Source organism: Erwinia aeris, from assembly GCF_041224955.1.
GTDB lineage: Bacteria > Pseudomonadota > Gammaproteobacteria > Enterobacterales > Enterobacteriaceae > Erwinia > Erwinia aeris.
On the sequence record NZ_JBGFFX010000003.1, the window covers coordinates 219381 to 240416 of the forward strand.

Below are 21036 nucleotides of genomic sequence, written 5' to 3' on the forward strand. Positions count from 1 at the left end.
AGAGGAAAATGCGCTAAAGCAGGCCTTAAGTTGATTACCTGTCATTTTTGGCCTGGGCAGCAGATGAGGAGCAGCTGACCTTCTGTACCTGTGAGCGGCACCGGGCTATCCGTGCCAAAAATGTCTGCGCCATTTGGCTTGGGCAGAAAGACGTTAACTGGCCGCAGCGCGGCCTCTGCCAGAGATTATAGCTGTGGTGAGGATTGCTTACAATTACGGCGCTGCAGGCGAACCGGCGGTGAGATTTATCCGAGTCTGCATTGCAGGCTGATATAGCGTAACATTCCCTCACGATCCATGGTTGTAACCTGGCGATTCTTTGCACACAATAACGCAAATTTCGGCCTTTCAGTGAAAAAGAGCCTCTGAACCCGTAAAAAGTTGCCATGCTTAAGCGGGCTATTTTCAAGATTCAGCAGTTGCGCCCATCTGGAATCCGGGCCGGCAATAAATTCAGGAGTTAGCGTGCCACGAATCCATGTCTATTGCATGTTAGGTCTGATCGCAGCCGTGCCTGCCGCTCAGGCGGCTACGGTGCGTTTGCAGGTCACTGGCCTGTCTGGGGAATTACAAAAAAACGTGCGCGCAAGATTGTCGACCATCGCAAGCGAGGAAGTGACCTCCGATGGGCGTTTCCGCGCGCGCGTCAGCGAAGCGGTTAAGGAAGGACTTAAGGCGCTGGGCTACTACGAGCCGGAAATTGAATTTGAACTGCAGCCGCCGCCTGCGGGCGGCAGACGTCCGGTGCTGCTGACGAAAGTCACGCCCGGCCCGCCGGTGAAGCTGGCGGGCGAAACGGTGATTATTCGCGGTGGCGCGCGCACCGACGAGGATTACCAGACGCTGGTACGCACCGGCAAAGCCAAAATCGGCGGCGTGCTTAACCACAGCGACTACGACAGCTTTAAAAGCTCGCTCAGCAATCTGGCGCTGCGCAAAGGCTATTTTGACGGCGACTACCGCAAACGCCAGCTGGGCGTTTCCGTCGAGCGGCACGAAGCTTTCTGGGATATCGATTACGACAGCGGTCAGCGCTACCGCTTTGGCGACGTCACCTTTGAAGGGTCGCAGATCCGCGAGGAATACCTGCAAAACCTGGTGCCGTTTAAAAAGGGCGACTACTACAGCTCGCGCGATTTGGCCGAGCTGAACCGCCGCCTTTCCTCTACCGGCTGGTTTAATTCCGTGGTGGTCGCGCCGCAGTTCGATCAATCCCGCAAAAATAAAATATTACCGCTGCACGGCGTGGTCAGTCCGCGTACGGAAAACACCATCGAAACGGGCGTGGGCTATTCCACCGACGTCGGCCCGCGCGTTAAAGCGACCTGGAAAAGGCCCTGGGTAAACTCCTACGGCCACAGCTTTACCACCAGCGCCAATATCTCTGCGCCGGAGCAGCAGCTCGACTTCAGCTATAAAATCCCGCTGCTGAAAAACCCGGTCGAGCAGTATTACCTGCTGCAGGGCGGCCTGAAAAGAACCGACCTGAACGACACCAAATCCGACTCCACCACGCTGGCCGCGTCCCGCTACTGGGAATCCTCTACGGGCTGGCAGCGCGCCATTAATCTGCACTGGAGCCTGGATCACTTTACCCAGGGTAACGTCACCAACACCACCATGCTGATCTATCCCGGCGTCAGCGTTAACCGCACCCGTTCGCGCGGCGGTCTGATGCCCGTGTGGGGCGACTCGCAGCGCTACTCGCTGGATGTCTCCGATACGACCTGGGCCTCGGATATCGATTTCGCCGTGGTGCAGGCGCAAAACGTCTGGATCCGCACGCTGGCGGATAAACATCGCTTCGTGCTGCGCGGCAATCTCGGCTGGATTGAAACCAACGATTTTGAACGCGTGCCGCCTGATTTGCGCTTTTTCGCCGGTGGCGACCGCAGCATTCGCGGCTACAAGTACAAAGGCATTTCGCCGCGCGACGACGATGGCAAGCTGACCGGCGCCTCGAAGCTGGCGACCGGATCGGTGGAATATCAGTACAACGTAACCGGTAAATGGTGGGGCGCGGTGTTTGTGGATTCCGGCGAAGCGGTCAACGACATCAAGCAGAGCAATGTCAAAACCGGCGCCGGTTTCGGCGTGCGCTGGCAGTCGCCGGTTGGGCCGATCAAGCTGGATATCGCCCGTCCGGTCGGCGACAGCGAAGATCGGGACATACAGTTTTATATCGGATTGGGGCCTGAATTATGAGTCGCTGGAAAAAGGTCCTTATTGGCATCCTGATTTTCCTGGTTGTGCTGCTCGGCAGCGTGGCATTTTTAATTGGCACCACCACCGGATTACATCTGGTGCTGAACGGCGCGGCGCGCTGGGTGCCGGGGCTGGACATCAAACAGGTCAGCGGCGGCTGGCGTAACCTGACGTTAAAAGGCGTGCAGTATGAGATGCCTGGCGTGACGGTTAATGCCGGCGAGTTTCATCTGGCCCTGCAGCTGGGCTGCCTGAAAAACAGCGCGTTCTGCGTCAATGACCTTGCACTGCGCGACGTCAGCGTGGTGGTGGACAGCAAAAAGCTGGGGCCGCCCGCGCCGGAAGCGAAAGAGGATGAAGCCTCTTCCGGCGATCTCAGCACGCCGTACCCGATTACGCTGCGCCAGCTGGCGCTGCATAACGTCACGGTAAAAGTAGACGACACGGCGATCTCGCTGGCGGACTTTACCTCTGGCCTCAGCTGGCAGCAGCGCGCGCTGACCTTAACGCCGACCCATATTCAGGGCCTGCTGATTGCGCTGCCGAAGGCGGCCAAAGTGGCCGACGAGCAGGTGGTGCAGCCAAAAGTGCAGCAGCCGCAGGCTAACGAGCCGCCGCTGGGCGAAACGCTGAAGGCGATGTTCGCCAAACCGCTGCTGCCGGATCTGCCTGATTTCAAAATGCCGCTGGATGTAAACGTCCAGCAGATCCTCGGCGAGCAGCTGCGCATTACCGGCGATACCGATATCGCCATCACGCGTCTGCTGGTGAAGGCGCAAACGCAGGATCGCCTGCTGCGTCTGGAAACGCTGGATGTAGATTCGCCGCAGGGTCAGCTCAACGCCAGCGGTCAGGCACAGCTGGCGGATGCCTGGCCGGTGAATTTCAACCTCACCAGCTCGCTTAACGTCGATCCGATCAAAGGCGAGAAGATCAAAATGACCGTCGGCGGCGGCCTGCGTGAGCAGCTGGATCTGGCACTGAACCTTTCCGGCCCCGTGCGGATGCAGCTGAACGCGCAAACGAAGCTGGCCGAAGCGGGCCTGCCGCTGGCGATGACGATGCAAAGCGCGCAGCTGCGCTGGCCGCTGACCGGCGAAACGCAGTATCAGGCCGATAACCTGAACTTCAGCATAAAAGGCAAAGCGACGGACTATGTTATGTCGCTGAAAGCCGCGCTGCGCGGCCAGGCCATTCCGCCCGCCACGCTTACGCTGGACGGCAAGGGTAACGCGGAGCAGTTCTCGCTGGATAAGCTGCGGCTGGCCGCGCTGGAGGGCACCACCGACCTGACGGCGCTGGTGGACTGGAGCAAGGCGATCAGCTGGCGCAGCGAGCTTCAGCTTAACGGCATCAACACCGCCCGGCAGTATCCCGACTGGCCAGCGAAGCTGGAAGGTAAAATCACCACGCGCGGCAGCCTGTACGGCGGCAGCTGGCAAATGCGCGTACCTGAACTGAAGCTGCGCGGCAACGTGAAACAGAATGCGGTTAGCGCTGACGGCTCGCTTTACGGCAACAGCTACAACCAGTGGGATATTCCCGGCATCAAACTGGTGTTGGGCCGTAATAATGTCGATGTTAAAGGCTCGCTCGGCGACAAGCTGTCGCTGGACGCCAATATTGACGCTGAGCATCTGGATAACGCGCTGCCTGGCCTGGGCGGCGTGGCGAAGGGCACCATCAAAGCGCGCGGCGATTTGAAAACGCCGCAGCTGCTGGCTGATTTAACCGCTACCGGCCTCCGCTGGCAGGCGATGAGCATCGCCCGCGTCGCGCTACAGGGCGACGTGAAATCAGGCGAGCAGATCCAGGGCAAGCTGGCGCTGCGCGTGGATCGGCTGAAGCAGGACACGCTGACGGTTAACCGGCTGGATCTGGACGCCAGCGGCGATGAAAAAGCGCACCAGCTGAAGCTGACGGTCAATGGCGATCCGGTTTCCGGCCAGCTCCAGCTGAACGGCAGCTTCGATCGCAGCCAGCAGCGCTGGCGCGGCACGCTGAACAATACCCGCTTCGACACCCCGGTAGGGGAATGGCGCTTAACGCGCGCCATTGCGCTGGACTATCTCAACAGTAGCCAGACGGTCTCGGTTGGCCCGCACTGCTGGCAAAACCCCAACGCTGAACTGTGCGTGCCGCAAACCATCGAAGCCGGCCCGTCCGGCCATGCGAAGGTGACGCTCAACCGTTTCGATCTGGCGATGGTGAAATCTTTCCTGACGGATGAAACCAAACTCAGCGGTGTCTTCAGCGGCGATGCCGACGTCAGCTGGACAGCAGACGGCGGTTTGCCGCAGGGCCGCGTCTCGCTGAAAGGCAACGGCGTGAAGGTCGCGCAGGATGTGGACGGCAATACGCTGCCCGTAGCCTTTGATACGCTGAACCTGAACGCGGCGCTGCGTAACGGTCGCGCCCAGCTCGACTGGCTGATCCGCATCGCTAAAAACGGCCAGCTGGATGGCAATGTGCAGATCGCCGATCCGCAGAACAAACGCGGGCTTTCCGGCAACGTTAATATTAAAAACATCGATCTGACGCTGCTCAATCCGGCGCTGATGCAGGGCGAAAAAGTGGCTGGCGTGCTTAACAGCGCGCTGCGCCTGGGCGGCAGCCTGCAAAAACCGCAGGTCTTTGGTCAACTGGGGCTGAAAAACGTCGATGTTCAGGGCAGCTTTATGCCGGTCGATCTGACCTCAGCCAATCTGAACATGGTCTTTAACGGCATGAGTTCTACCCTACAGGGTCTGATCGAGACGTCTCAGGGGCAGCTGGCGCTCAGCGGCGACGCGGACTGGGCGCAGCTGGACGCCTGGCGGGCGCGTATTGCGGCGAAGGGCAGCAAAATCCGCGTGACGGTGCCGCCGATGATCCGCATGGACGTTTCGCCGGATCTGGAGTTTGAAGCCACGCCGCAGGCGTTTAACCTGAACGGCCGCGTCGATATTCCCTGGGCGCGCGTGACCGTCCAGGAAGTGCCGGAAAGCGCCGTTGGCGTCTCGTCGGATGAAGTGCTGCTGGATGAAAACCTCAAGCCGATTGCGCCGAAAAGCACCTCGATTCCGATCAACAGCAACCTGGTTATTCACGTCGGTAACGACGTGCGTCTGAGCGCCTTTGGGCTGAAAGCGAAGCTGAACGGCGATCTGAAGCTGGCGCAGGATAAACGCGGGCTGGGGCTGAACGGCCAGATCAACATTCCTTCCGGGCGTTTCCATGCCTACGGTCAGGATCTGATCGTGCGTAAAGGCGAGCTGCAATTCTCTGGCCCGGCCAACCAGCCTTACCTCAACATCGAGGCTATCCGCAACCCGGAAGCCACGGAAAATGACGTCACAGCAGGCGTGCGCGTTACCGGTCTGGCCGACGAGCCGAAGGCGGAAGTCTTCTCCGATCCGGCTATGTCGCAGCAGGAAGCGCTCTCTTATCTGCTGCGTGGACAGGGTCTGGACGCGACCGGCAGCGACAGCAGCGCATTAACCTCGGCGCTGGTGGGATTAGGGCTTGCACAAAGTGGGCAGGTTGTGGGTAAAATCGGGGAGACTTTCGGCGTAAGTAATCTCGCGCTGGACACGGCGGGCGTCGGCGACAGCCAGCAGGTTCAGGTCAGCGGTTACGTGCTGCCGGGTCTACAGGTAAAATATGGTGTTGGCATATTTGATTCACTGGCGACCTTAACTTTACGTTATCGCCTGATGCCCAAACTTTATTTGGAAGCGGTGTCTGGTGTAGACCAGGCGCTTGATGTGCTCTATCAGTTTGAGTTCTAGCAATGCGAATAATTGTCTACGGCAGCCTGAGACGCAAGCAAGGCAACAGTCACTGGATGACCAACGGGCAGTGGCTGGGCGATCATCAGATCGACGGCTACGAGCTATATAATCTGGGTCTCTACCCCGGCGTCGTCGCGGGTAGCGGGCAGGTTTACTGCGAGGTCTACCGGGTGGACGCCTCCACGCTGGGCGAGCTGGACGCGCTCAGAACCAAAGGCGGAGAGTATAAGCGCGAGCTGATGCCGACGCCTTACGGCAGCGCATGGCTGTACGTTTATCAGCGTTCGGTAGAGGGCAAGCAGCGGATAGCCAGCGGAGACTGGCTGCTGCGGGATAACCAGGATCCTGCCTGACACGCGTGACATAAATAAAAACACCGCTCACTGAGCGGTGTTTTTTTATCTACTGTCCGGGCGGCGGTTTACTTCTTCGCGCGCTCGAAAGAGGAGATGATTTCAGCTTTCGCCGCTTCAGCGTTGTCCCAGCCTTCCACTTTCACCCATTTGCCTTTCTCCAGCGCTTTATACTGCTCGAAGAAGTGGGTGATCTGCGCACGCAGCAGTTCCGGCAGGTCGTTCACATCTTTGATGTGATCGTACTCTTTGGTCAGCTTGGTGTGCGGAACCGCAACCAGCTTGGCGTCTTCGCCAGACTCGTCGGTCATTTTCAGCACGCCAACCGGACGGCAGCGGATCACTGAGCCTGGCTGCAGTGGGTATGGCGTCGGCACCAGCACGTCTACCGGGTCACCGTCCAGAGACAGCGTGTGGTTGATGTAACCGTAGTTGCACGGATAGAACATCGCGGTAGACATGAAACGGTCAACAAACAGCGTGCCGGAGTCTTTATCTACTTCATATTTGATCGGATCGGCATTGGCCGGGATTTCAATAACAACGTAGATATCTTCTGGCAGATCTTTACCCGCTGGAACCTGGTTTAAACTCATGGTGAATTCCTTTAATCGTCTTAAATCAAGTGACGCTCATTATAGCCAACTGGATATGAAAGTATGCCCCCTTTTTGGGCTTTCAGAATGCTCCAGTACGCTGGCCGATTATTTAACGTGCTGGCAAAGCGCACGCAAAAAAAACAGGGCGATCCGAAGATCGCCCTGTCTGCATAGCCGTCGGCCTTAAGCGTCCGGATATTCGCGCAGGAAACGCTCGGTGTCGTCAACCATATCGGTGTTGCCGACAAAGAACGGCGAGCGCTGATGCAGGGTTTCCGGCACCAGATCCAGAATGCGGTTTTTGCCGTCGCTGGCCTTGCCGCCGGCCTGTTCGGCCAGAAACGCCATCGGGTTGCACTCATACAGCAGGCGCAGCTTGCCCTGTGGGTGGCTGGCGGTGCTTGGATAGAGATAGATGCCGCCTTTCAGCAGGTTGCGGTGGAAATCCGCCACCAGCGAGCCGATATAGCGCGAGGTATAAGGGCGATGGGTCAGCTGATCTTCTTCCTGGCAGAACTTCAGGTATTTCTTCACGCCCTGCGGGAAACGGATGTAGTTGCCTTCGTTAATGGAATAGGTGTAGCCCTTTTCCGGGAAAGCCATTTTTTCCGCGCTGAGGCAGAAAACGCCCAGCGAAGGATCGTAGGTGAAAGCGTGCACGCCACAGCCGGTGGTGTAAACCAGCATGGTAGAGGAACCGTAGACGACATAGCCCGCGGCAACCTGCTGACTGCCCGGCTGCAGGAAATCTTCTTCCGTTACCGGCGTGCCTGGCGGCGTGATGCGGCGGTAGATAGAGAAAATTGTGCCGACGGAAACGTTGACGTCGATGTTGGAAGAGCCGTCCAGCGGATCCATCAACACCACGTATTTACCGTTTTCAACGCCTTCAAAAATAACGATTTCATCTTCTTCTTCAGAAGCGATACCGGCTACGATGCCGCGCGCTTTCAGCGCAGCCTTGAGTTTTTCGTTGGCAAACAGATCGAGCTTCATCTGCTGTTCGCCCTGCACGTTTTCCACGCCGCTGGCGCCCAGAATATCGACCAGCCCCGCTTTGTTGATGTCACGGTGAATGATTTTTGCGCCCAGCTTGATAGCTGAAATCAGCGCCGTCAGTTCACCTGTGGCGTGAGGAAAGTCGTGTTGCTTCTCGACGATAAATTCGCCTAACGTTTTCATAACACAATCCCTGAATCTGCGGTTGAACAGCAGCCTGCGATACAAACTGCCAACGTATGTCGAGGCAGTTTAGCCGAATGAGGGCTAAAGAACATAGGGCAAATTCCGTTTCTTCCGCACGATGAGGACGCTACACTGTGCACCGACCCTTTCAGTAAACGGACCTTTTATGCGTATTCACATCCTCGGTATCTGCGGCACATTCATGGGCGGTCTGGCAATGCTGGCCCGATCGCTGGGTCATGAAGTGACCGGTTCCGATGCCAACGTTTATCCGCCGATGAGCACGCTTTTAGAAAAGCAAGGCATTGATTTAATTCAGGGATATGATGCTTCCCAGCTCGATCCCGCGCCCGACTTAGTGATCATCGGCAACGCCATGACGCGCGGCAACGCCTGTGTGGAAGCGGTGCTGGAACGGAATATTCCTTACCTCTCCGGCCCGCAATGGCTGCACGATTTCGTCCTGCGCGACCGCTGGGTGATTGCGGTTGCCGGAACGCACGGAAAAACCACTACGGCGGGCATGACCGCGTGGATCCTGCAGGCGTGCGGGCTGGAGCCGGGCTTTGTCATCGGCGGCGTGCCGGGTAACTTCGACGTTTCCGCAACTTTAGGAAAAAGCCCATTCTTCGTGATTGAGGCGGATGAATATGACTGCGCGTTCTTCGATAAGCGCTCAAAGTTCGTGCATTACTGCCCGCGCACGCTGATCCTGAATAACCTTGAGTTCGACCATGCGGATATTTTCGATGATTTAAAAGCGATCCAGCGGCAGTTCCATCATCTGGTGCGCATCGTGCCGGGTCAGGGACGGATTATCGTGCCGGAGCAGGACAGCAACCTGAAGCAGGTGATAGCGATGGGCTGCTGGAGCGAGCAGGAAAGCACCGGCGAAAACGGCCGCTGGCAGGCGAAAAAGCTGACGCCGGACGCCTCGCATTGGGAAGTCTGGCTGGACGGCGAGCGCGTGGCGGAAGTGAACTGGTCGCTGGTGGGCGAGCACAACATGCATAACGGCCTGATGGCCATTGCCGCTGCACGCCACGTAGGCGTGAAGCCGGAAGATGCCGGCAAGGCGCTGGACGACTTTATCAACGCCCGCCGTCGCCTGGAACTGCGCGGCGAAGCCAATGGCATTAAGGTTTACGATGATTTTGCGCATCATCCTACCGCCATTCTGGCGACCATGACCGCGCTGCGCAGCAAGGTAGGCGGCAGAGCGCGTATCCTGGCGGTGCTGGAGCCACGCTCCAACACCATGAAAATGGGCATCAGCAAAGACGATTTAGCGCCTGCGCTGGGCCGGGCCGATGAGGTGTTTTTGCTGCAGCCGCACCATATTCCGTGGCAGGTCGCCGAAGTGGCAGAGGCGTGCGTACAGCCCGCTCACTGGAGCGCGGACGTGGATACGCTGGTAGAGATGATTGCTAAAACGGCGCAGCCGGGCGACTACATCCTGGTGATGAGCAACGGGGGATTTGGCGGCATTCATCAGAAGCTGCTGGATCGGCTGGCGTAACGGGCCAGCCAGTCGGCGCTGCGGGCAAGCAAACCCGCAGCGTTTTCAGGAGGCTTCGGCCAGCTCGCGCAGATACTGGAAGATCTGGCGGGAAGCTTTCGGCGGCTTATTGGCCGCTTTTTCTTTCTGGGCGTTGCGGATCATCGAGCGCAGCTGCTGACGATCGGCGTTCGGATAAAGCTGTAAAACGTCCGCCATCGCGTCATCGCCTTCGGCAACCAGACGATCGCGCAGCATCTCCAGCTTATGGAACAGCGCAACCTGCTGGTTGTGACGGTTCTTCAGCTTGTCCAGCGCCTGCCGGATAGGATCTTCGTCGCGCGAGCGCAGCATTTTGCCAATCAGCTGCAGCTGACGGCGGCGTCCCTCTTTCTTGATCTTCTGAGCCAGCTCGATGGCGGCGCGCAGATCTTCATCCAGCGGGATTTTATCCAGCGAGTTACCGCTCAGTTCTACCAGCTCGGCGCCCAGGCGCTTCAGCTCTTCGGCATCACGTTTAATTTCACTTTTACTGACCCAGATAATTTCATCATCTTCTTCTTCGTTATCTGGTACATCATCGAGCCAGTCGTCAGGCTGTTTGGTCATGGGAGGCTCCCTAAAAAAGAGGCTAATGCTATCAGGAAACTCAGGCTACTGCGAAATTGTTCGCTGAGTCTGTTAGACTCAGGTAAACCTGAAACCCTGAAGAGTCCGGAAATCTGGTGGCGTATACCCAGAAAAGCCCTCTGTTAATTATATGGTAGGTCGATGAAATTACTCTCCCAAGTTGCAGAACAGCGTAAAACCCTCGAAGAGGCGGTCGCAACAGCACTCGAGCTGGCCAAAGCCAGCACCGATGGGGCGGAAGTCGCCGTCACCAGAACCACGGGGATCGGCGTCAGCACCCGCTACGGCGAAGTAGAAAACGTTGAATTTAACAGCGACGGCGCTTTAGGCATTACCGTTTATCATCAGAATCGCAAAGGCAGCGCGTCTTCGACCGATCTCAGCCCGGACGCCATCGCGCGTACCGTGCAGGCGGCTGTCGATATCGCCCGCTATACCTCCGCCGATCCTTATGCGGGCGTGGCGGATCGCGATCTGCTGGCTTTTGATGCGCCGGATCTGGATCTTTTCCATCCCACCGATCTGGATCCTGACAGAGCGATCGAGATGGCGGCGCGGGCCGAGCAGGCTGCGCTCAAAGCCGACAAGCGTATTACCAATACCGAAGGCGGCAGCTTCAACAGCCATATCGGCATGAAGGTCTTCGGCAACAGCCACGGCATGATCCAGGGCTACTCATCCAGCCGCCATTCGATTTCAGCCAGTGTTATTGCCGAAGCTAACGGCGATATGGAGCGCGATTACGCCTACACCATCGGCCGCGCTATCGAAGACCTGAAGTCGCCGGAGTGGGTCGGTGAAGAGTGCGCCCGCCGCACGCTGTCACGCCTCTCGCCGCACAAGCTCGCCACCATGAAAGCGCCGGTTATTTTTGCGGCGGAAGTGGCGACAGGCCTGTTTGGCCATCTGGTCGGCGCGATCAGCGGCGGCAGCGTCTACCGCAAATCCACTTTCCTGCTGGATGCGATGGGCAAACAGATCCTGCCGGAATGGCTGACCATCCAGGAGCAGCCACACCTGCGTAAGGGCCTGGCCTCTACGCCGTTCGACAGCGAAGGCGTGCGTACCGAACAGCGCGACATCATCAAAGACGGCGTGCTGCAAACCTGGCTGCTGACCAGCTACTCGGCGCGCAAGCTGGGCCTGAAAAGCACCGGCCATGCGGGCGGCATCCATAACTGGCGCATCAACGGTCAGGGCGACAGCTTCGACCAGCTGCTGAAAAAAATGGGCACCGGCCTTGTAGTGACGGAACTGATGGGCCAGGGCGTTAGCGGCATCACCGGCGACTACTCGCGCGGCGCGGCCGGTTTCTGGGTCGAAAACGGCGAAATTCAGTATCCGGTAAGCGAAATCACTATCGCAGGCAACCTGAAGGACATGTGGCGCAATATGGTCACGGTGGGCAGCGATATCGAAACTCGCAGCAATATTCAGTGCGGCTCCGTGCTGATCCCGGAAATGAAAATCGCCGGACAATAATTCTGGTGGCTAATGTAAGGGTGGCGCAGACTGCGCCTCCCTTTACTTCCCAGCCTGCTACTGATGGTGATGAGTTCTGCCCTGTAAAACCTTAAAATGAAAAGATCTCCGCCACAGTGAGATTTCTGCATGGATTAATATTTGCTTTGGAGGGCTTTAATGAATTTTGATGCTGAAACCGTAAATAAATGCACAAAAAGTGATAGCTATCGTAACTATCAATTTAGAAATCCCGCCAGGCAAAGAATACCAACCATAAAAACCTACACTAGCGCCGCTATATAAATATAGAGGCGATGAAATCGCCGGTAAAATAGAAAAAATTAGATAACCTTCCTCATATAGCCTTCACAACCCCGTCGGTTGCCAGGGTTCATGATGCGTAAGTGGCATGCGTAGAAATCCCACCTTGAATCGATAATACGCCAGGTTTATGCAAAATCAATTCTTTTTTGATTGAGGTTATAAGAGGCCTAAATTTTTTGCTGCCGCTATAGAAACGCTTAAGCGATATCTGTTAAGTAATCTTGCTAAGAGGCTTTATAACATGTGAGGTAAACAAGGAGAGTAACAATGGCATGGACGTATAATGTAATGATGAAGACCTTTAAGCGTAACGGGGAATACAAGTTCAGCGCGCTTTATGCTGGTGCTCCGGGCTATAAAGATAATCCTGAGTATGAATGTCTGCGCGATAGAGGCCCGTTGCCCAGAGGTAAATACCGGATCACAGGCGTTCCATTCACACATAAAAAAGCGGGTCGATTCACGCTTCGCCTTGAGCCAGATAAAGGCAACAATATGTGTAATCGGAGTGGTTTTCTAATTCATGGAGAAAGTCAAACGCATCCAGGCGAAGCCTCAAATGGCTGCATCATACTGGATCCAAGGTTCCGTAAAGCAATTTGGGATTCAAAGGATAAGGAGATTATTGTTGAATGAGATATTTTCTTCTCCCCTTAATTATTTGCAGCACCTGTACGCTTGCCGCGCCGGTGCTTGATAATAATTGTAAGTCGCCCATATCAGGTACTGCCATAAGAATGATGGATAAAATGCATGAGGAAATGCATATTGACATTAAGAGCATACCGCCCGATGGGGTAACCACGGAATTGCTATTCAACGAACCTGTCTCTGATTTGTTATCACAATACTATGCCGAAAAAACCTATAAAACCGATACCCTTTTATCGATAAGCGATAACAAAGAAATATATTCACAGGATAATCCGGTTAACCTCATAATTAAATTTACTGTTAAAGATAAGGAGGGAAAAGAGGATATTTTCCTTGTCTCTACCATTGCGAATGATTATGAGTGTAATATAGAATTTAACGGTTATTTGATTGTCAAACGTGAATTCTGATTTTTGCCCCTGTGTCAGCGCGCAGGGGCTTCTCACTATCTGGAAATTTACTTTCTGTCTGTTTTATTTCTTAAATAAAGCTAATCTTTCTTTGTTTTATTTAAATAATGATTTCGTTCTCCACTACCATAAGCAATTCCTATAGTTTCCATCAGGATAGCCGCTGCGATCGCCGTTATCGGCCGATCAGGCAGGCATTTTTTCTGTCGTACTGTGATTTACCTTCCACTTTTGCTCTTCTGTTAAGTGAAATAACCATTTTGTGAAGGATTTCCCTGGCTTCGCGCTTATTTCCACTTTGAAACGGAAAAATGCGGTCTACAAAATCGCTACCTCCGGCGCTACTTTATTTCTCTCGCGAATAAATTCGGTTTACAGCCGAACCAAAACGGAAAATAAGGGGCGTTGCGTGAAAGACGGAGCAGTGGCGGTAAAAGAAACCGACGAGCAACAGGCGGTTCAGGCGCTTGCCGACAAAGTGATGATGCAAATCAGCGAGCTGTTTGCTGCCAAAAATATTTATCCTGATGCCGTTCAGCAAAAAATGCTGGTTTCGCACGTGCGGGCAATGGCTTCACGCTCGCTAACGGGCGAACCGCTGCCGGAAGTCGAGGCTGAACTGTTTGACGAGATCTCGCCGGGATCCATGTTGCTGGCCCAGCAGGTGGTGGATCTCTTTGGCAACTTGCCCCAGGAAGAAGCCTGGCTGCTTTCCGTTCACGTTGAAGTCGCAAAAGAAAACCAACCGTAAATTTACCAGCCGGAGAAAATGCTTATGTCACAAGTCATTGTTGTTATTGGCGATCGTTTAGGGAAAGGCCAGAAAGTCGCGGCAGGCGTCGAGAAAGCGGGCGGGAAGGCCGTGGTGGTGCCGGGCGTGGCGGCGGACATGAGGCTGGGCGACGTCATGAAAGCGGAAAATGCCACTTTCGGCATCTCTTTTTGCGGCAGCGGCGGCGCAGGCGCTATTACCGCGCAAACCAAACACGGCTACAAAGCGAAATATGGCATGCGCTCTGTAGAAGAGGGCGTAACCGCCATCAACGAGGGCGCGAACGTGCTCGGCTTTGGCTTTATGGACAAAGAAGAGCTGGGCGAACGCCTGGTGCAGGCCTGGAACAAGAAGCACGGTGCCTGACCGATGAAGGAGCAATTTACCACAGCGGTAAAGGTCAGCGGCAAAGGCGACAGCAAAGAGAAAGCGTTCGCCGATGCGCTGAGCCGTGTGCAGAGCACGCTGCTAAAGACGACCGGTAAGGTGCTGCTGCGCATTGAGCCGCAGGAGGTCAGGGTGGTGCTGGCGCGGGAAAGCGTCAGGAAAGAACGCTTTTTGTTTTTCTTTCTGGCGAGGGAGCGGCGGAGTTACAGCATCGAACTGGAAATTACCGTCAGCGTGAACGCTATCGATGTCGACAAAATCGATTTCCTCACGCGCTAGCCGGGCAAACATAACTTAAAAACGTTGGCGCAAGCCTGCAAGGAAAGTGTGATGTTTTTAATTATCCTTTTTAAATCTCTTATTATCGGCGGCCTGGTCGGAGTAGGCGTTGGCGCTGGCGCCGCGCGTATGTTTCATGCGCCGGCGACTCAGGGCATGGGCGCCTTTCGCACGCTGGGTGAACTCAACTCCTGTGAAGGCGATCCCGCCTCTCACTTCTCGTTTGGTCTGGGTTTCTTCTTTAACGCCTGGGCTTCTTCCGTTGCCGCAGGCTCGTTTACCCAGGACGTCGACCACCGCATTATCCCGAACTGGGGCGCGGCGGCGCTGATGATCCGAAACCGCAACCTGGCAGAAACGCTGCACGATCCGAAAAAAATGGCCATCGCCTGCGGCCTGATCGGCATGGTGGTGGTCGCCTTTCTGAATTCTACCGCTTCGGCCGTGCCGGCGGCGCTCCAGATCACCGCCGTTAAGGTGCTGGTGCCTGCGGCTAACCTGCTGGTCAATACCGTGATGCCGGTGATCTTCTGGCTGGCGGCAATCGATGCCGGTAAAAAATCGGGATTCTGGGCCACCATCTTCGGCGGCCTGGCGCAGCTGATTATGGGCAATGCGGTGCCGGGACTGGTGCTGGGCATTTTGATCGGCAAGGGCGTTGAGGAGAGCGGCTGGCATCGCGTTACCAAAGTGATGATGTTCGCCATCGTGCTGCTGTTTGTCCTGAGTGGCTTCTTCCGCGGCTTCGATATGAAAATGCTGGAATCTTTCCGGCTGGGCGTGCCGGACTGGCTGTCGATGTTCCATAACGCGCTGAGCGGAAAATAAGGAGAGGAAAATGGAAGCAAAAAGCGGTTTCTGGTATGCCGACTGGTCTTTCCCGATCTTTGTCGGCCTGCTTTCCGCCGGCGTGTTCGCCGGAACGCATATGTATTACGTCTATGGGCTGGGCGCGTTTAACGAGGTCGCCTTTGTCTCTATGCTGCGCGCGGGTATGGAAACCGGCGTCTATGGCGCGGTGGCGGCCTTTGGCGCGAGCTTTCTGTTCGCCCGTATTATCGAAGGGTCGCTGGTGGGCATCCTGGATATTGGCGGCGCCATCCAGACGGGCGTCGGCCTTGGCGTGCCGGCGCTGCTGTTGGGCGCCGGATTTATCTTCCCCGTGGCCAACTTTGCCGCCTCGCTGCTGACCGGCCTGATCCTGGGCCTGGCGATCGGCTACCTCATTATTCTGGCGCGCAGGTTCACCATCAATAACAGCGATTCAACCTATGGCGCCGACGTCATGATGGGCGCGGGCAACGCGTCCGGGCGTTTCCTCGGGCCGCTAATTATTCTCTCGGCTATGGCCGCCTCCATTCCCATCGGCCTGGGTTCGCTCATCGGCGCGCTGCTGTTTTATCTCTGGAACAAGCCTATTACCGGCGGCGCCATTCTGGGCGCGATGCTGCTGGGCGCATTTTTCCCGGTGGCACTCTAGCCCGATCGCCAGGGCTCAGCGGCGCTGGCGACCGCTTTTGCAGACGGAGGAGTTTGCCATGTTTGATTTTATTGTGCGCCGGGCGCGCCTGGCGGACGGCGGGCTGACCGATATCGCCGTACACAACGGAAAAATTGCCGCGCTGGGCGAGGTCAGCGGCCAGGCCACGCGCGAGTACGATTTGGCCGGGCGTTTTTACCTGAGCGCCGGATGGATCGATTCGCACGTGCACTGCTATCCCAATTCGCCGATTTATCACGACGAAGCGGACTGCATCGGCGTTGCTACCGGCGTGACGACCGTCGTGGATGCGGGCAGCACCGGCGCGGACGATGTTGACGAGTTCTGTCGTTTAACCCGCAGCGCCCGCACGCAGGTTTACGCCTTGCTGAATATCGCGCGCACCGGCATCGTAACGCAAAACGAGCTGGCGGATATGACGCAAATCGACCGCGTCGGCGTGCGTGAGGCGGTGCAGCGTTTGCCGGGGTTTATTCTTGGCATCAAGGCGCGCATCAGCAGCAGCGTGGTAGGTAAAAACGGCGTGCAGCCGCTGATCCGCGCCAAAGCGATCCAGCAGGAAAACGGCGGGCTGCCGCTGATGGTGCATATTGGCAATAACCCGCCCGATCTGGATGAAATAGCCGATCTGTTGGACAGCGGCGACATCATCACCCACTGCTATAACGGCAAGCCCAACCGCATCCTGACGCCTGCCGGTCAGCTGCGCGCCTCCGTTCATCGTGCCCTGGAGCGCGGCGTGCGGCTGGATGTGGGGCACGGCACGGCCAGCTTCAGCTTCGACGTGGCGCGCGTGGCTATCGCGCAGGGCATTCTGCCGCAAACCATCAGCTCGGATATTTACTGTCGCAACCGCCTTAACGGGCCGGTGCATTCGCTGGCGCACGTGATGGCGAAATTCTTCAGCGTAGGCATGACCCTGCCGCAAATTATTGACTGCGTGACCACCAACGCGGCTGACGGCCTGCGGCTATCGCAGAAGGGACGGCTGGAGGTGGGCTATGACGCCGATCTGACTATTTTCGACGTGCAGGATGCGTCCTGCGTGTTTACCGATTCCGAAGGCCAGTCGGCCACGGGCGAAAAGCAGCTGGTGCCGCTGGCCGCCGTGGTGGCTGGCCGCTGGTTTGTTACCGAAGAAGGGAAAAAGCATCATGTCTTCGATTTATGAGAAATATGGCTTAAAACAGGTCATTAACGCCTCGGGCCGCATGACCATTCTGGGCGTTTCTACCCCTGCCGCCGACGTGGTGGCCACGGTAAAGTACGGCCTTAACCACTATTTTGAAATGAACGATCTGGTTGATAAAACCGGCGCTTATATCGCCAGCCTGCTCGGCTGTGAGGATGCGGTGGTGGTTTCCTGCGCGTCGGCGGGCATCGCGCAATCCGTGGCGGCGGTCATCGTCAAAGATAACGACTGGCTGCTGGAAAACCTACACGCCGCGCCGCTGATTGTTCCTCACCATATCGTGGTGCCGAAAGGCCATAACGTTAATTACGGCGCGCCCGTCGGCACTATGGTCGCGCTGGGCGGCGGGCGTCTGGTAGAAGCAGGTTACGCCAACGAATGCTCCGCCGCGCAGCTTTCCGCCGCCGTGACGCCGCAAACTGCGGCCATTCTTTATATCAAATCGCATCACTGCGTGCAGAAAAGCCACCTCAGCGTCGAACAGGCGGCCGCCGTTGCGCGCCAGCATAATCTGCCGCTGATTGTCGATGCGGCGGCGGAAGAAGATTTACAGCGCTACTACCAGGGCGGCGCGGATCTGGTGATCTACAGCGGCGCGAAGGCTATCGAAGGCCCTACGAGCGGGCTGGTGATGGGGCGTAAAAAATACGTTGAGTGGGTGAAGCGCCAGTCGCAGGGCATCGGCCGGGCGATGAAGGTCGGCAAGGAAGGCATCCTTGGGCTGACGCAGGCGATCGAAAACTATCTGCAACAGCCGAAAATGACCGGCGCGCAGATGGTCGAGAAGATGACGCCGTTTATCGACAACCTGAACGCGCTGGACGGCATCAGCGCGCGCGTGGTTTGGGATGCCGCCGGACGAGATATCGCCAGGGCGGAAATCCATTTCGACGAGCTTAAGATCGGTCTGTCCACGGGCGACGTCGTGCAGAGGTTAAAAACAGGCGAGATAGCGATCTATTTTCGCGGCTATAAAGCCAATGAAGGCATTGTCGAGGTCGACGTGCGCAGCGTCTCGCCAGAGCAGCTGCATACTATTTACGTTTCCGTCAGGGCATTATTATCAGGAGGGGAAAAAGCATGACGCTTATGCCAAATTTCTATCGCGATCGCGTTTGTCTGAACGTGCTGGCAGGATCCAAAGAGAACGCCCGCGAGATCTGGCAGGCGGCTGAAGGTCACGTGCTGGTTGGCGTGCTGTCGAAAAACTACGACAGCGTGGCAAGCGCCGTTACCGATATGCGTGACTACGCGGCGCTGATCGACAATGCGCTCTCCGTTGGGCTGGGGGCGGGCGATCCGAACCAGTCGGCGATGGTCAGCACTATTGCAGGCCAGCTGCAACCGCAGCACGTGAACCAGGTGTTTACCGGCGTGGCGACCAGCCGCGCGCTGTTGGGCCAGCGCCAGACGGTGGTTAACGGCCTGATTTCGCCGACGGGCAGGCCAGGCATGGTCAAAATTTCCACCGGGCCGCTCAGCTCGCAGGCGCCAGAGGGGATAGTACCGATAGCGACCGCGATTGCGCTGCTGAAAGATATGGGCGGCAGCTCGGTGAAATATTTCCCGATGGGCGGACTAAAGGCTGTCGAGGAGTTTCGCGCGGTGGCGAAAGCCTGCGCCGAGCAGGATTTCTGGCTGGAGCCGACGGGCGGCATCGACCTGGATAACTATGCCGCCATTCTGCAAATCGCGCTGGAGGCGGGCGTCAGCAAAATCATCCCGCACATTTACAGCTCGATTATCGATAAGGCTTCCGGCAATACTCGTCCGGACGACGTCCGCGCGCTGCTGGCCATGACAAAAAAATTGGTGGGGTAAGCGCGAGCAAGGCCGGGCGATCCCGGCCCGTTTCGTCAACGGAGAGCAACCAAGACAACCACAGGAAACCCGGTGAGATTCCCTAACCAACGCCTTGCAAGACTTTTCGATACGCTGCAAAACGAAACGCTGCCTCAGGACGAGCTGGCGCGCCGTTTTGCGGTATCTACCCGCACCGTACGTACGGACATTACCGCGCTGAATGAGCTGCTGGCCGATCACGGCATCCGCTTTGTGCTGAATCGGGGCGAGGGCTATCGGTTAAAAATTGAAGATGCGCAGCGCTACAGCCAGCTGCGGCACCAGTCGCCTTCGTCTTTACGCATTCCCCGCACCTCGGCGGCGCGAGTGCATTACCTGTTAACCCGATTTCTCACCTCAGCCTATTCCCTTAAGCTGGAAGATCTGGCCGATGAATGGTTTGTCAGCCGCGCCACGCTGCAAAGCGATATGGCTGAAGTGAGAGAGTGGCTGGCGCGCTATCAGCTGGTGATTGAAACCCGGCCGCGCTACGGCATGAAGCTGTTCGGCAGCGAAATGGCCGTGCGCACCTGCCTGACCGATCTGCTCTACCAGATTGCGCAGGAGGATGCCGACGATCCGCTGCTGCATCTGGAGGTGCTGAACAGCGGCATTCTGGCTACGCTACAGCCGCTGCTGAGCCAGTCGCTGGGGCGTTTTGCCGTCAGGATGACGGATGAGGGTGAGTTTTATCTGCGCCTCTACTGTGCGGTGTCCGTAAGGCGCATCAGCGAAGGCTATCCGCTTTCCGATTTCACGGCTGACGACGTGGATGACGACGTGCGAGGCGCGGCGCGCCATCTGATTGCGCTACTACAGCCGCTCACCGGCAAAGCGTTCTCAGCCGCAGAGGAAGCCTACCTGCGCGTTAATATCGCGGCACGGCGCGTTGAGGCGATTGCGCCGGATGCCATCAGCCCGGACGACGGCGAATCGCTGGTCAATTACATCCTTAGCTACATCAATACTCACTACAACTTTAATCTGCAAAGCGACGGGCAGCTGCGGGCGGATTTGCTGACGCATATTAAAACCATGATCACCCGTGTGCGTTACCAGATCGCTATTCCTAACCCACTGCTGGCGAACATCAAGCAGCACTATCCGATGGCGTGGGACGTGACGCTGGCCGCCGTATCCAGCTGGGGAAAATACACCCCTTATACCATCAGTGAAAACGAGATGGGATTTCTGGTGCTGCATATCGGCGTCGGCCTGGAGCGGCACTATGACGTCGGCTACCGGCGCCATCCGCAGGTGCTGCTGGTGTGCGATACCGGCAATTCCACCGTGCGCATGATCCAGGCGATGCTGATGCGGAAATATCCGCAGATCGTGGTCAACAATATTATTTCGCAGCGCGAGTATGAGCAGCAGCCGGGTATTGAAGAAGATTTTGTTATCTCCACTACGCGCCTGGTCGAGAAACAGAAGCCGGTGGTGGTGATGTCGCCTTTTCCCACGGAGTACCAGCTGGAGCAGATTGGCAAACTGGTGCTGGTGGATCGCACCCGGCCTTATATGCTGGAAAAGTTCTTTGACGCCGGCCATTTTCTTGTTATCGACCAGCCCGTAACCCAGGCGGAGCTGTTCCGTATGCTCTGCGATCGGCTGGAAAAAGAGGGCGCGGTCGACCAGACGTTTCACGATTCCGTCGTGGAGCGCGAAGCCATTGTCAGCACGATGTTTGGCGAAGGCATTGCGCTACCGCACTCGCTGGGCCTGCTGGCGAAGAAAAGCGTGGTCTATACCGTGCTGGCGCCGCAGGGCATCGCATGGGGAGACGAAACGGCCTCGGTGATCTTTCTGCTGGCGATCAGCAAAAGCGATTATGAAGAGGCGATGGCGATTTACGATCTGTTCGTGACGTTCCTGCGCGAGCGGGCGATGGCGCGGCTGCGCGACAGCAAGGATTTTGTCAGCTTCAAGGCGGTAGCGATGGATTGTCTGAGTCGGCTATAAAAGTAT

Annotated in this window: 19 protein-coding genes; 16 read left to right on the forward strand and 3 right to left on the reverse strand. The window is 56.8% G+C overall.

Features of this window, described 5'->3' with window-relative positions; genetic code table 11:
- Positions 1-489: 489 nt before the first annotated feature.
- The 3 genes from tamA to AB6T85_RS07195 are packed head-to-tail and all read left to right on the forward strand — an operon-like array spanning position 490 to position 6331.
- Positions 490-2205 (forward strand): autotransporter assembly complex protein TamA, encoded by a 1716-nt coding sequence (tamA, locus tag AB6T85_RS07185; RefSeq protein WP_369895296.1) that lies wholly within the window; start codon positions 490-492, stop codon positions 2203-2205.
- Positions 2202-5975, forward strand: a complete 3774-nt coding sequence (gene tamB, locus AB6T85_RS07190; RefSeq protein ID WP_369895136.1) for an autotransporter assembly complex protein TamB — start codon at positions 2202-2204, stop codon at positions 5973-5975. Before tamA ends, tamB begins: the two co-directional genes overlap by 4 nt.
- A 2-nt stretch (positions 5976-5977) precedes the next feature.
- A complete protein-coding gene (locus tag AB6T85_RS07195) occupies positions 5978-6331 on the forward strand; it encodes a gamma-glutamylcyclotransferase family protein (RefSeq protein ID WP_125290334.1) in 354 nt (117 codons plus the stop codon).
- 68 nt (positions 6332-6399) lie between these two features.
- Here AB6T85_RS07195 and ppa read toward each other — a convergent pair whose 3' ends face one another.
- Positions 6400-6927, reverse strand: coding sequence for an inorganic diphosphatase (gene ppa / locus AB6T85_RS07200; protein WP_125290335.1), 528 nt, complete (start codon positions 6925-6927; stop codon positions 6400-6402).
- 186 nt (positions 6928-7113) lie between these two features.
- Positions 7114-8112 (reverse strand): class 1 fructose-bisphosphatase, encoded by a 999-nt coding sequence (gene fbp, locus AB6T85_RS07205; RefSeq protein ID WP_253455834.1) that lies wholly within the window; start codon positions 8110-8112, stop codon positions 7114-7116.
- Positions 8113-8281: 169 nt separating this feature from the next.
- On the opposite strand from fbp, the gene mpl reads away from it, so the two are divergent.
- On the forward strand, positions 8282-9634 hold the full coding sequence (mpl, locus tag AB6T85_RS07210; RefSeq protein WP_125290337.1) for a UDP-N-acetylmuramate:L-alanyl-gamma-D-glutamyl-meso-diaminopimelate ligase: 1353 nt from the start codon (positions 8282-8284) through the stop codon (positions 9632-9634).
- Between the two features lie 45 nt (positions 9635-9679).
- On the opposite strand, the gene yjgA is transcribed toward mpl, so the two are convergent.
- Positions 9680-10222: a ribosome biogenesis factor YjgA gene (gene yjgA, locus AB6T85_RS07215; protein WP_253455830.1), complete on the reverse strand. Its 543-nt coding sequence runs from the start codon at positions 10220-10222 to the stop codon at positions 9680-9682.
- A 162-nt stretch (positions 10223-10384) separates the two neighbouring features.
- Between yjgA and pmbA the strand changes: the two genes are divergently transcribed.
- The 12 genes from pmbA to AB6T85_RS07275 all read left to right on the forward strand — a co-directional run bounded on the left by pmbA (position 10385) and on the right by AB6T85_RS07275 (position 21030).
- Positions 10385-11725, forward strand: a complete 1341-nt coding sequence (gene pmbA, locus AB6T85_RS07220; protein WP_301252913.1) for a metalloprotease PmbA — start codon at positions 10385-10387, stop codon at positions 11723-11725.
- Between the two features lie 573 nt (positions 11726-12298).
- The gene (locus tag AB6T85_RS07225; protein ID WP_125290340.1) at positions 12299-12667 is read left to right on the forward strand and encodes a tlde1 domain-containing protein; all 369 of its coding nucleotides are present in this window, start codon (positions 12299-12301) and stop codon (positions 12665-12667) included.
- Positions 12664-13095 carry a hypothetical protein gene (locus AB6T85_RS07230; RefSeq protein WP_301730295.1) on the forward strand — a complete coding sequence of 144 codons (432 nt, stop codon included), beginning with the start codon at positions 12664-12666 and terminating at the stop codon, positions 13093-13095. The genes AB6T85_RS07225 and AB6T85_RS07230 overlap by 4 nt, the downstream gene beginning before the upstream one ends.
- A 409-nt stretch (positions 13096-13504) precedes the next feature.
- Positions 13505-13846 (forward strand): glycine dehydrogenase, encoded by a 342-nt coding sequence (locus AB6T85_RS07235; RefSeq protein WP_369895140.1) that lies wholly within the window; start codon positions 13505-13507, stop codon positions 13844-13846.
- Between the two features lie 24 nt (positions 13847-13870).
- On the forward strand, positions 13871-14233 hold the full coding sequence (locus AB6T85_RS07240; RefSeq protein ID WP_125290343.1) for an SFCGS family glycine-rich protein: 363 nt from the start codon (positions 13871-13873) through the stop codon (positions 14231-14233).
- 3 nt (positions 14234-14236) lie between these two features.
- Positions 14237-14533 carry a DUF4312 family protein gene (locus AB6T85_RS07245; protein WP_301252918.1) on the forward strand — a complete coding sequence of 99 codons (297 nt, stop codon included), beginning with the start codon at positions 14237-14239 and terminating at the stop codon, positions 14531-14533.
- A gap of 51 nt (positions 14534-14584) precedes the next feature.
- On the forward strand, positions 14585-15361 hold the full coding sequence (locus AB6T85_RS07250; protein WP_253455811.1) for a DUF4311 domain-containing protein: 777 nt from the start codon (positions 14585-14587) through the stop codon (positions 15359-15361).
- A gap of 10 nt (positions 15362-15371) precedes the next feature.
- The gene (locus tag AB6T85_RS07255; protein WP_125290346.1) at positions 15372-16013 is read left to right on the forward strand and encodes a DUF4310 family protein; all 642 of its coding nucleotides are present in this window, start codon (positions 15372-15374) and stop codon (positions 16011-16013) included.
- 58 nt (positions 16014-16071) lie between these two features.
- Positions 16072-17205, forward strand: a complete 1134-nt coding sequence (locus AB6T85_RS07260; protein ID WP_369895143.1) for an amidohydrolase/deacetylase family metallohydrolase — start codon at positions 16072-16074, stop codon at positions 17203-17205.
- The gene (locus tag AB6T85_RS07265) at positions 17189-18310 is read left to right on the forward strand and encodes a DgaE family pyridoxal phosphate-dependent ammonia lyase (protein WP_369895145.1); all 1122 of its coding nucleotides are present in this window, start codon (positions 17189-17191) and stop codon (positions 18308-18310) included. The genes AB6T85_RS07260 and AB6T85_RS07265 overlap by 17 nt, the downstream gene beginning before the upstream one ends.
- Positions 18307-19047, forward strand: a complete 741-nt coding sequence (dagF, locus tag AB6T85_RS07270) for a 2-dehydro-3-deoxy-phosphogluconate aldolase (RefSeq protein ID WP_369895146.1) — start codon at positions 18307-18309, stop codon at positions 19045-19047. The genes AB6T85_RS07265 and dagF overlap by 4 nt, the downstream gene beginning before the upstream one ends.
- 72 nt (positions 19048-19119) lie before the next feature.
- The gene (locus tag AB6T85_RS07275) at positions 19120-21030 is read left to right on the forward strand and encodes a BglG family transcription antiterminator (RefSeq protein ID WP_253455800.1); all 1911 of its coding nucleotides are present in this window, start codon (positions 19120-19122) and stop codon (positions 21028-21030) included.
- Positions 21031-21036: the final 6 nt, after the last annotated feature.

Bases quoted from the DNA above. Each gene is read 5' to 3' on its own strand.
- tamA (WP_369895296.1), top strand. From the start codon at position 490: ATGTTAGGTCTGATCGCAGCCGTGCCTGCCGCTCAGGCGGCTACGGTG.
- tamB (WP_369895136.1), top strand. From the start codon at position 2,202: ATGAGTCGCTGGAAAAAGGTCCTTATTGGCATCCTGATTTTCCTGGTT.
- AB6T85_RS07195 (WP_125290334.1), top strand. From the start codon at position 5,978: ATGCGAATAATTGTCTACGGCAGCCTGAGACGCAAGCAAGGCAACAGT.
- ppa (WP_125290335.1), bottom strand. From the start codon at position 6,927: ATGAGTTTAAACCAGGTTCCAGCGGGTAAAGATCTGCCAGAAGATATC.
- fbp (WP_253455834.1), bottom strand. From the start codon at position 8,112: ATGAAAACGTTAGGCGAATTTATCGTCGAGAAGCAACACGACTTTCCT.
- mpl (WP_125290337.1), top strand. From the start codon at position 8,282: ATGCGTATTCACATCCTCGGTATCTGCGGCACATTCATGGGCGGTCTG.
- yjgA (WP_253455830.1), bottom strand. From the start codon at position 10,222: ATGACCAAACAGCCTGACGACTGGCTCGATGATGTACCAGATAACGAA.
- pmbA (WP_301252913.1), top strand. From the start codon at position 10,385: ATGAAATTACTCTCCCAAGTTGCAGAACAGCGTAAAACCCTCGAAGAG.
- AB6T85_RS07225 (WP_125290340.1), top strand. From the start codon at position 12,299: ATGGCATGGACGTATAATGTAATGATGAAGACCTTTAAGCGTAACGGG.
- AB6T85_RS07230 (WP_301730295.1), top strand. From the start codon at position 12,664: ATGAGATATTTTCTTCTCCCCTTAATTATTTGCAGCACCTGTACGCTT.
- AB6T85_RS07240 (WP_125290343.1), top strand. From the start codon at position 13,871: ATGTCACAAGTCATTGTTGTTATTGGCGATCGTTTAGGGAAAGGCCAG.
- AB6T85_RS07245 (WP_301252918.1), top strand. From the start codon at position 14,237: ATGAAGGAGCAATTTACCACAGCGGTAAAGGTCAGCGGCAAAGGCGAC.
- AB6T85_RS07250 (WP_253455811.1), top strand. From the start codon at position 14,585: ATGTTTTTAATTATCCTTTTTAAATCTCTTATTATCGGCGGCCTGGTC.
- AB6T85_RS07255 (WP_125290346.1), top strand. From the start codon at position 15,372: ATGGAAGCAAAAAGCGGTTTCTGGTATGCCGACTGGTCTTTCCCGATC.
- AB6T85_RS07260 (WP_369895143.1), top strand. From the start codon at position 16,072: ATGTTTGATTTTATTGTGCGCCGGGCGCGCCTGGCGGACGGCGGGCTG.
- AB6T85_RS07265 (WP_369895145.1), top strand. From the start codon at position 17,189: ATGTCTTCGATTTATGAGAAATATGGCTTAAAACAGGTCATTAACGCC.
- dagF (WP_369895146.1), top strand. From the start codon at position 18,307: ATGACGCTTATGCCAAATTTCTATCGCGATCGCGTTTGTCTGAACGTG.